The following is a 10,129-nucleotide window of genomic DNA, read 5'->3' as shown; positions in this document are numbered from 1 at the left end:
CTAGCGGGATTGTCTCTTATCTTGATTTATAATCAGGGCTTGTTAAAAAGGCCAAGGGCCTGTGTTATGAACACCGATATCTCGGTGCGGTTTGTTATGTGCTTACTTTACCCGCATCTTACGGGAAAGTTTATCTATCTACAGGTAGAATCTGCTGCTACCTCTATAGGTAGAGAACCTTCTGCCAAGGCAATGAAAGTTTTAAAAGCTATGCTTTGTAGCTAGTCTGACTTCATCTCATACGGAGCAAGGAAAACCCCAAAACCAACAATCCCACGCCTGTTGCCACAGGTGGAATTGTTGGTTAAATGAATCATCCGGATGCTGCCCCCTCTGCACTCTGATTAGCCCCGTCAATTTTTCCTATAATTAAGGATTATGCCATTTTAAACCCCTCAAAAATGTGCCTTGTTCATCCCCGCCTTTTTTTGCTTTTGGAAACATAGACAGGAGACGAACCGGGACCTGATTGAGAGTTTTACAATGCCGATCGCTGGCGGAGGGTAAGTCGTACCACAGCAGTTTCTCCCGATCGCGATCGCTGACTTCTACCTGTAAAATCCCCGTCTCCTGATACCATTGTCGCAACTTTTGCCAAATCTCCTGGACATAAACCCGGGAATCTGGGTCCTCCACCAACCCCGAATCCTTGACAAACTGCCACAAATGTTCCGAAGCGCATTGGATTTGGGTCATCGCTTCCTGGGTGGGACTATAGTCAATCCCATCGCGCATCAATCCTTGCAACGCCTCCAAGACTCGATTCAAATAAGCAGGCAGCACTTTGGATTTTAAAAACTCCGGGTCATATTTGAATCGGGGGTCCGCAGGCAATTCCCCGCGTCGAGGGTTGGGATTTACAGCAAAGGTTTTGGTAAAGGGGAGGACCGCATAGCGACTGCGAATTGCTTCCATGACTCCCGCCAGTTCCGGGATATCGTTCCAGTTAAAGATAAACACCGCATTAATCGCCGTTTCATAATCATCCTTGCCTTTGCGTTCAATCACAAAAGACCGATCGCCGGTAATGGCAATTTTCAAACATTGCAGGCGGTCCAGGGCCTCAGCGTTGCGATTTTCAGAGGGCCAATTCACCCGGGACCCTTCCAATCGGGCAACGGGAAACAACCGTCCGCGATCGGCTTGTTCAAAGGCTTCCACGGAAACCGAGGTGAGTCCCTGATAGCCATACAGCATCGCTGTCACTTCCCGCAAACTATCCTTACCATTGTTGCCATCCCCTTTGGCAAGTAATGCTTTAACCATTCGTCCTTTCAACCGACGGACGGATTCTAAATCCAGGGATGCGGCAATGGTTTTGAGGAAAATATCCCGATATTGGGGTTCCAGACATTCCAGGAGGCGATCGCAATCCGTCGGATCCGCCTCGGGGTCATACGTCACCAGTGGTTGATACAGATAAAAATGTTGGCGGGGGTCATGGGGAACCAGTTTCCAGGAGGGCTGACCCTTGCGAGTAAACGAGAGTTGGAGAACCCCATTGGTGCAGTTCAGTCCCGGGGGATTCACCCGTCCCGGGGCGATCGCAAACATCAATTTCACCCATTCCAGGGCTTTTTTCACACTGCTGGAACTGGCGTAAGGATAGCGAATCTGACCTTTCACATCAATGGGGAAGGAATTGCAAAATTGCGTAATCCGATAAAGTTCTACCGCATTCGGTGAGGCTTCGTAATAGGTCCCCTGCCATGCATAGAGGGTATTGTTGACGCAAATCCACGGGCGATCGCCATAGAGAAACTTCACAATCGCCTGGTTAAACTCCACCACGGGGAAAAAGCTATCGTAACTTTCGCTTCCCAACTGCTGCGAGTTCCGATGAGTCCCTTGGCGAATCACTCCCTCTAACCGTTGAATCAAATCTGAGGGAATTGCCGAATTTTCCAGCATTTCCCGAATATCTCCCTTTTCCGGCAACTCGGGATCAATCTGCGTCGGGTCCAGTTCCAGGCAGGGAACCCCCACTTTGGCTGCTGCTGTCGCCACTTTCGCCGCCTTTTTCCGCCCAGTTTCATCGCGATCGGGGAGGATGGCGATCGTTGCCTTCTCATTGGCATGGCGCAAGCGAATCAAAAAACTCTCAATTTCCACATCCGTCCAGGCGCTACCTTGAAACGTCACCGCAGCTAACCCCAAAGTTCGGGCAATTTCCACACAGCCTTCCCCTTCCAGCAATAACAATACCGGAAACCCTTCCACCACGCGGGCGCTGGCTGCTAATGCCTCAGTTTCTCGATAGGCTTTCCAGGGGTCGTTGCCTTTACTCCAAATCGGCAATCCATCTTCATTCAGGTGACATTGCCGAAAGGTTTTCTTATGACCTTTGCGCTGTTTGGGGTCCAGCCATTCAAACCGATACACCACCTGGTTATCGCTGTAGTTGTAACGGATTTCCACGGCATGATTGGGGACCCCTTTCGGCTGGAAGGAGAGTTTTTGGGATTTAGGGGGAATCCCCGGTTGACGCAACCTTGCTAAAACCGGCTGTCCCTCGGGGAAGGGGGCGGGTTTGAAGGATTTTTGGACAGTTTTTTGTCGGGGTGATCCCGGGGAAATGACCGAACGGTTAATCCCCAAGGCAGCCCGAATGTCTTTACATTCACACCCATTCCAGCATTGATAAGCCCCGCTTTGGGGATCAACCGTTAGATTCTGTCCTTCGCAGACTGGGCAAATATAGCGATTTTTCTTTCCTGCCACGGGTTCTAAGGTTTCTACCCAGTTGAGCATATTAAATGGACTCCCACCGGCAACTTTGACAGATGCAGACAGGAATTCAGCGTTGATGCTGGCATCACGGGTAGAATTGAACACGATTGGCTCCTTTAACTGAGGGTTTACAAGATACCAGGGCGTTCCGCGCCTGAACTGGTATTTTCAGGGAATGGTCAAATTGAATGAATAGGGCGATCGCCCCTCTTACCCAGACTGGCAATAGCGAACTGTCTTACGGGTAAATACAGGGGGATGCCCTCCCCACGCGCCCTTATCGTTTAGGGTGTTGCATGGGGACTAATTCTGGGTATGGGTCCGTCTCAAGCCCCTTTGTCTTACAGCTTCTGCGTCAAATGCTCCAGGATTGCATAATCGCAATCGAACATAAGATAATTGCAAAGATTACAAGGGGGTCTCTCTTGATCGGTTCTCCAGTACCACGGGAAAAAATAATACCATTTTTGTCCGAGTCTCCACCATAAAAATAAGATAAAGTCTCGGTTCTTTTTCCGACCCAAACCGAGGCCCTATCGGGACCCTCTCCCTTGACTGGCTGCACTCTGCAATCCCCATCTCTGGGACTCAGCAGGCATTGATCGGTAATTCCAAATCTGCAATGCGATCGCCCTCTCCCGGGGGTCCTTCTCTGGGGTATCTCCACCCCAGCGATCAAGTTTTCATCTCACTTTCATCAGAATCAAGTTTGCGGATAATGATTCACCTTCCCATTCACTTCCTCTCCAGTCCCCTCCCCTTGGCAAGGGGAGGGTTAGGGTGGGGTCCCTCTGTGAACGGTGATTTACCTTTCTATTCAGTTCCTCTCCAGTCCCCTCCCCTTGGCAAGGGGAGGGTTAGGGTGGGGTCCCTCTGTGAACGGGAAAAGCGCGATCGCCTTACTTTGCCAAAGAGAAGGGACCAGAGGTAGCGGAATTCGGTGGGCGGGGTGAATTGATGACTGAGTGAAGAAACGACTGAAGTCGGGACGTTGAACGGTTAATGCTTACCAGTCGTCACGGCGACGGCGGATCGGGGTCCAATCATCACTGGAACTGGGGCTGTTTGGGGGTTCGGGGTTGGGGAATTCCTCCAGAGTGGGTTCTGCGATCGCCTCTGGGGATGTTTCCTCCTCCAGTGTTTCCTCTGGGGATGTTTCCCCTGAAGGAGGTGGGGTGACAATTCGGTAGTCTGCATTGTAGGGAGAATTGCCTTTATCCCCGCCAGAGTCTCGATTCTGATCATAACTATAGGAATAACTGGACCCCACCCAAGACTCGGCCACGGGTTCTCGGACCACTTCGTAATTGTAGCCCTCCACTGATTCGGGAAAGGATTGGGCGTTGGGTTCATCAATGAAGTCCTCATCTTCATCAATCCAGTTTTCTTCTTCCAATTCGCTGGAGTTGGGAACAGGGATGCGACTGCCGGTTTCCCCACTTCGATTGAACCGATTCGGGACATCCTCCTGAATCACCGTGGCGTTATTGCGTGATAAGGGGGGTTCGCTGCGACGGGTTCCAGGGGGCTGTGGGGAGGCACTCGGGTCCAGAGGGCGTTGGTTTCTGCGGGGTCTGGGGTCGCGGGTATCCCAATAATGATAGAGTCCGAAGAGAATGGCGATCGCCCAAGCAGTTAACACCCCCAGGGCGATCGCTGCTAGAATCCAGACAGAGAGAGGCAGGGCGATCGACCTCATGCCTAAAAACACCAAAGACAGGGATGGCGACGTATTTTGCAGAGCAAAAATTGTCAATCCCCCCAAAACAACCAACAGCAGTACATTCCGAAATTCACGCATATTTTATTTTGTGATTCATTAATCCCGGTCAGGGATGCCCACAGTTTCCCCACTTCCTACGGACCTATTTTAGCATCGGAGTCTACTAAACTAAACCCGCACCCTGAAGGGTGGGGCTACAGGGACAAAGCCTGCCTAAGCGCTGGCGCGCAGGCTACGCCAAACGCAGGCTACCCGAGCATTGTTATACCAAATCCGGTTATGAAAATTAGTTTTTATAGAGTAGCCCGCGCAGGCGGGCTTTGTCCGTATAGCCCCACCCTTTAGGGTGCGGGTTTCGGCATTTATTTTTTGGAGTTCACTGTCCTTCCCAACGCCGAATCGGTACGCAGTCAATGTCGAATTGATCCAATGCCCGGGCAATGGTAAAATCCACTAAATCCTCAATGGTTTGGGGTTTGTGATACCAAGCTGGAATCGCCGGGACAATTCGGGCACCGGCTTCTGCTAATGTCGTTAAATTCCGCAAATGAATCAAACTAAAGGGCGTTTCCCGAGGGACAATTACCAGTTTTCGGCCTTCTTTGAGTTGAACATCTGCCGCCCGTTCTAATAAGCTAGAACTCAATCCTGTAGCTATTTTAGCAACGGTACTCATACTGCAAGGAATGACCAACATTCCCAAGGTGCGGAAGGAACCGCTGGCAATGTTTGCACCGACATCTTGCCAGGGATGACAAGTCAGTTTTCCCTCCGTGACGCTTCCGGCGCGATCGCGCCAAAATATCTCTTGTTGTGCGGGTTCCGCAGGCATTCTAACATTCTCTTCGGCTTGCCAAACCATATAGGTTGATTTGGATGCCACCAGTTCAATGCGATAGTCTGCCTCTAACAAAAATTTAACCGTTCGCACGGCATAAATTAACCCAGATGCGCCCGATATGCCAAGGATTAAAGGTCTATTTTTATCGTTGATAATATTCTCCTTTTTTGATTCATTCAGGGAGGATTTAAGGATTAAAGCGGGTGAGGCCAAATTTTAGAACAAAATGGACTGAATATTATCCTATCATTCCGAGCAAAGTTTGTAAATAGACCAGGAGTGGGGTTAGCAAATCCTTTCCCGGAATCCATAAATAGCCAATCCCACCTACAACTATTAATTTTCCAGTTAACCTTCAAAGGCCGGCTGCCTGGAGATATTTTATCCTTTAGGGTCTGAAAAACTTAAAAAATTAAGCCCGCGATCAGGCGGGCTTTATCCATTTTCTGTCCGAATTTTTGCTGTCGGACCCAGGGCTAATCATCAGAAGATTCAAGGGAGATTAAATATCTTCCTCGTAATCATAGTAATTCCGTTCACGTTCGCGATATTCGGTATAGTCTTCGCCACTGGCTTCACTGCCGCCACCGACTGCCACGAGGTCGATTTGTTGACGGTAGTAATCCACACTTTTAACTTGAACTTCGACGATATCGCCTAAGCTGTATTGCTTACGATTTTTCCGACCGACGAGAGTTTGCAGGCGAGAACGATACTCGTACCAGTCATCTTTGAGGGAGGAAACATGGACGAGTCCTTCCAGACGCAGGGGAATTCCTTCGGGTCCTTCGACTTCGATTTCCACAAAGAATCCGTAGGATTGAACGCCGGTGATTAATCCGCTGAAGGTTTCGCCGGTGCGTGCCTTCATCAGTCCGGCTTTTTTGAGTCCTTGGAGGTCCGCTTCTGCTTCTTGGGTGAGCTTTTCACGATCGCTCAAGTGACCGACGATGGTAGCAAAATGACTCTCAAATTCGCTGTGAGTCGTCGGAGGCAGAACGTTCCAAGAGATTTCGCCGTGACTGTTACTGCTATGCAGATCGACGTACTCTTTAGAGCGAGCCGATTTGCGATCGCGTCCTTCTTCAAACACGGTTTTTAGCAAGCGTTGTACCAACAGGTCTGCATATCGCTGCACTGGGGAACAAAAGTGAGTATAACCCGTGTTGAGAGCCAGTCCAAAGTGAGAGCCGGCAGTGGTACTATAACTGGCGGGTTTTAAGGTATCTTCCAGGAGATAAGTAAGGACTCGCTCGCACCCAGAGGCGGCAAAGACTTCGGTAAAGTCCTGGAAGTCAATCGGAGTCACTTCTTCCGGGTCATCGAGTAGAACTTCTACCCCCATATTGCTGGCGAGTTTGATCAGCTCATCGACTTGTTCGAGGTCGGGAGCTGCTTGCACCCGATAAATTCCCGGAACTCCCAATTGCTGTAAGTGAGTGGCCACCAGTTGGTTCGCCAGAATGGTAAATTCACACAGCATCCCTTGGGCGGTAATGTGAGAAGAGAGGGAAATTGCCCCTTCTGCACCTTCATCGTTATAAACCGAGGGACAAATGCCATATTGATTGGGGGGAAGATTCAGGTCAAATCCCCCACGAGCGCGCCGCCAGTTTTGCATGGCATAGCTCAATTGGAACATTTTTTCCAGAGTTTGAGCGATCGCCGAGGGTAACGGGTCAGGCTCTTCCAGGGATTTTTGACGCTCTCGAAACTCCAACCACCAGGCCGGGATGGTTTCCGGATCAAGATGTTTTTCCTGCAACTTATCCAGAATCGGTTGCGCTTGGCGATCGCTCACTTGATAATCAACTTTGATGACACTGGGTTTAATTTCAAAATCAACCACCCCATCATCATCTAAAATGACTAACACCGAAACCGCGAGGCGGTCTTCTCCGGTCACTAAAGCGCAGGAATCCAACGCCAACTGTTCGGGAATAATCGGCAATACCATATCCCCCAGATGTGCCGAAACCGATCGCCTGCGAGCTTCGCGATCCAACGCCGTATCTGGCTTGACATAGTGGGCGACATCTGATACGTGAATCGAGAGACGCCACTCGCCACTTTTGAGAGTCTCCAAACTAAACGCTTGTTCCACCGTCGGAATGGAACTGCGGAGTCTGGATGCAGGCATCAAGGCAATGGTTTGGAGACTGCGTAGATCTAAGCGCCCTTTAATTTCAGCTTTTCGCAGGGGTTTAGGTAAATCTGCGATCGCATCAAGAACGACTTGGGGGAAGGCGCGAGGCAAGTCATGCTTACAGCAAACAATATCCAGATCATTGGCATCTTCTGCATCGGATCCGAGGATTTGTGCGACTCGTCCGAGGGGGGGATTGCTGCCGAGAGCATACCGCAACACTTCGACATGAACCAGATGTTCGACCGCATCGACGAGGGACACCCCATTTTGTTTGAGGTCGAGTTCAAATAACAAGCGATCGTCTAACGGAACCGCTAAATAGCGATTGCCCGTTTGCTTGACTCTTGCCAGTACCGACGGGTTGGCACGTTCTAGGATTAACTTCACCTCGCCTTCGGGAGAACGGCGACGAGAGCCTTCTTTAATGATATTCACCAACACGCGATCGCCATTCCAGGCATTACTCAAATGGCATTCGCGGATGTAAATATCCTCAGTCCCCTCCGTATCCTGAATCGCAAAGCAAAACCCCTTGCTAGAGCAGCGCAGTTTTGCTTCTACGAGACTTTCTTCCCAAACCCGCCGATATCGACCTTTTTCCTTGACAAGCACGCCGATTTTTTCCAACGCATCGAGCGCGATTTGTAAGTAGCGCGTGCTTTTTTCATCCTGACACCCCAATTTCTTCTCTAAGATTTTGGGAGCGACCGATTTATCATCGGTAAAATTTGCCAGTAGTGTAGCGATTGAAAAGTCCATTCAGAGATCGATCCTTCTTTTATCCATTCGGTTCTCTTTCCAGGCATCAAATGTCTGGTGTTGCTGCTTGTTTTCCATCCAGCCGAGCCTCAAAGGTGACGCAAATGACGAATATCCCCTTATTGAACTCGTTTGACTTCCTTCAAGCTATAGTGATGCCAACGTTCAAGCCAAAACAGTTGCATCGCGTCAATCCCCTGTCAGTTTTCAACGGAGGTCGTTATCGTATCATACTCCCCGATCGACCCATCCGAATCACAACTTACAGACTCGGAAAGCGACGCGCATCGTGCGACTTTTTCAGCATCAGCGTCCAGTTTCCCAGCAATGCAAGCCAACAGTTGGCCAATGCTTGGGTTACTGACGGACTCCTTGCACAGGAAAACAGGAGGGTTGACCCACGCGAAATGCATTTGAAGGCGATCGCGCTTACATCCCTAAAGACAATGAAGAACAGATACCCAATGCCGGGGTAGACTCGCCGGTGATTCATGAACCCAATCTATCCCAGGGACACCAGCCAAAGCGAAGGGGCGGTTGTTAGGTGTAGAACCCCCTCAAACTGGCTCGCCATGCCTGGGGATTGAACAGAGTTAGGATCTAAAGACACTGAAAAACTCTACCGAGTTGCTGCCGTATCTGTTAGATATCCCACTCATAAAAACGAGCCGTTGCTTGTTCTAGCGGCATGGTTTCTGGCTTTTCTCCCTAGGGAATTGATATTTGCCGTTAGCCTAGCTCTCTGGCGATCAATCGCGAGGGCTTTACTGAAAGGCGGCAGTTTTTGCCCTAGGGTCTTTCACAAGTGACCTGTTTTCTGGCATTGTAGCATTGTAATGACATTAAATTTCCCAGAAGCCAATTTCCCTGATTAAAATGTCAAGTATCCCCGTAAAATTTCCCGGGCTGAATCTGCTCCCTTAAAATTTTGAGTATTGATACTACCCTCACCCATCATGTTGATTGAATTTCGCTCTCGCTATCCAACCGCCAGCTTAATTTCTGAATTACTCACCCTTCATCAAGGACTCTATGTGGTGCGGACCTTGGTACAAATGGATGGGGTGACGCTTGCGACGGGGATGGCGGCTGAACCGACCATCGAACAAGCGGAAGATCGCGCCCGCGTTCGGGCGATCGCAGTTTTAGGGACATCGGTCTCTGTGTCTGAGGCTACCCCCTCGCGCAACCTATCCGAGTCTCCAGTAACGACACCCGCATCGGCTCCAGCTTTTAATACGCTACATTTGGGACAAGGCAAAACCCGTGCTAGGCCGACTTCAGCCCCCATGAGTTCCCCCGGGTTCCCCGAATCTCAACTCTCAACTCCCCCGGAAACAGCCCCCCCATTCCCAGAGATGGAAAAGCCGGGCCCGAGTCCGGATCAATGGCTATCGGGTCATTCTACCCAGAGCGAATTTGCACCCCAGAGTTTACCCGAAACCTCTGGGTTTCCAGAGAGTCCGACTCGTGCCGATGCTGATCCGTTCTCTGAGTACAAATCCCCGGATGAACCCAAGTCCGGTCTCCCAACTGATTATGGGGTCTCCAGTTCCACTGCCCAAGCCTCCGCAGAGACCCACTCTAACGCCACTCAATCGGGTTCAGTGGATTTATCTGATGCGATCGCCCAAACCACCATTGAGATCAAACGCTTAGGCTGGACCAACGACCAAGGGCGCAACCATCTGAAACAGAACTATGGGGTCCCCTCCCGTTCTCTCCTCTCGGAAGACCAATTATTGGACTTCTTAACCTATCTCAAAAACCAGCCCAGCCCTTAGAAGGGATTGTAGCCGCAAAATTTTAGAGTTCAAGTGGTTAAACTGGGACTTTTTCCCACTAGAACTCTAAAGTTTTTTTTGAATTACCTCGGTTCAACCCTTCGATAGACCGCTACCCCAACCCTACAATGCCCCCCTTTAGC

6 protein-coding genes are annotated in these 10,129 nt (G+C 50.1%); 2 read left to right on the top strand and 4 right to left on the bottom strand.

Translation table 11 applies throughout. The features are described 5' to 3' along the window. The coding region (locus NG833_RS15190; protein ID WP_254566123.1) for a hypothetical protein at window positions 1–225 on the top strand (225 nt) is incomplete at its 5' end. A gap of 144 nt (window positions 226–369) precedes the next feature. Here the strand turns inward: NG833_RS15190 and NG833_RS15185 are convergent. The 4 genes from NG833_RS15185 to NG833_RS15170 all read right to left on the bottom strand — a co-directional run bounded on the left by NG833_RS15185 (window position 370) and on the right by NG833_RS15170 (window position 8,202). Further along, window positions 370–2,835: a DUF5906 domain-containing protein gene (locus NG833_RS15185; protein WP_254566122.1), complete on the bottom strand. Its 2,466-nt coding sequence runs from the start codon at window positions 2,833–2,835 to the stop codon at window positions 370–372. Between the two features lie 901 nt (window positions 2,836–3,736). Then, the gene (locus NG833_RS15180) at window positions 3,737–4,531 is read right to left on the bottom strand and encodes a LapA family protein (protein WP_254566121.1); all 795 of its coding nucleotides are present in this window, start codon (window positions 4,529–4,531) and stop codon (window positions 3,737–3,739) included. A 298-nt stretch (window positions 4,532–4,829) separates the two neighbouring features. Continuing rightward, on the bottom strand, window positions 4,830–5,474 hold the full coding sequence (locus tag NG833_RS15175) for a flavin prenyltransferase UbiX (RefSeq protein WP_254566127.1): 645 nt from the start codon (window positions 5,472–5,474) through the stop codon (window positions 4,830–4,832). A gap of 322 nt (window positions 5,475–5,796) precedes the next feature. Continuing rightward, a complete protein-coding gene (locus NG833_RS15170; RefSeq protein ID WP_254566120.1) occupies window positions 5,797–8,202 on the bottom strand; it encodes a ribonuclease R family protein in 2,406 nt (801 codons plus the stop codon). Between the two features lie 956 nt (window positions 8,203–9,158). Here NG833_RS15170 and NG833_RS15165 point away from each other — a divergent pair. Next, window positions 9,159–9,986 carry a hypothetical protein gene (locus NG833_RS15165; RefSeq protein ID WP_254566119.1) on the top strand — a complete coding sequence of 276 codons (828 nt, stop codon included), beginning with the start codon at window positions 9,159–9,161 and terminating at the stop codon, window positions 9,984–9,986. Window positions 9,987–10,129: the final 143 nt, after the last annotated feature.

The organism is Oscillatoria sp. HE19RPO (assembly GCF_024220515.1).
Lineage (GTDB): Bacteria > Cyanobacteriota > Cyanobacteriia > Cyanobacteriales > Laspinemataceae > Laspinema.
Note: the sequence above shows the minus strand (reverse complement) of the source record. Positions and strands in the feature narration are given on the sequence as shown.